Annotated in this window: 1 protein-coding gene; it reads left to right on the top strand. The window is 68.5% G+C overall.

What is annotated here, in order from left to right:
* On the top strand, nucleotides 1–344 hold a 344-nt coding region (locus tag OP79_RS49220), incomplete at its 5' end, for a fructosamine kinase family protein (protein ID WP_033329889.1).
* Nucleotides 345–381 lie beyond the last annotated feature (37 nt).

Raw genomic sequence — 381 nt, 5'->3', positions numbered from 1 at the left:
TCTGTGAACGCCTTCCGCAGCTCGTCCCGACGTCTCCCAGCGTGCTCAACCACGGCGACCTCTGGCGCGCGAACATCGTCGCGGGCCCGGCCGGCGAACCCGTGTTCCTCGACCCGGCGGTGTGCTGGATGTGGGCCGAGTCCGACCTCAGCATGATGTACTGCTGCGATCCTCCGCCGGACCGCTTCTTCCGCGTCTACGAGGAGATTTTCCCCCTGCCCGACGGCTGGCGCGACCGCATGCCGCTGCTGCACCTGCGCGAACACCTCAGTGTGCTGGCCCACTTCGGGACGTACGGCGACACCGTGGCGCGGGTCCGTGACGTCGTCCGTACGTTCTCCTGACTCCGGGGAGCCCGCCGTGCCCTGCCTGAAGACCAAC

The sequence above is a fragment of the Streptomyces yerevanensis genome (assembly GCF_000716805.1).
Lineage (GTDB): Bacteria > Actinomycetota > Actinomycetes > Streptomycetales > Streptomycetaceae > Streptomyces > Streptomyces flaveus.
Note: the sequence above shows the minus strand (reverse complement) of the source record. Positions and strands in the feature narration are given on the sequence as shown.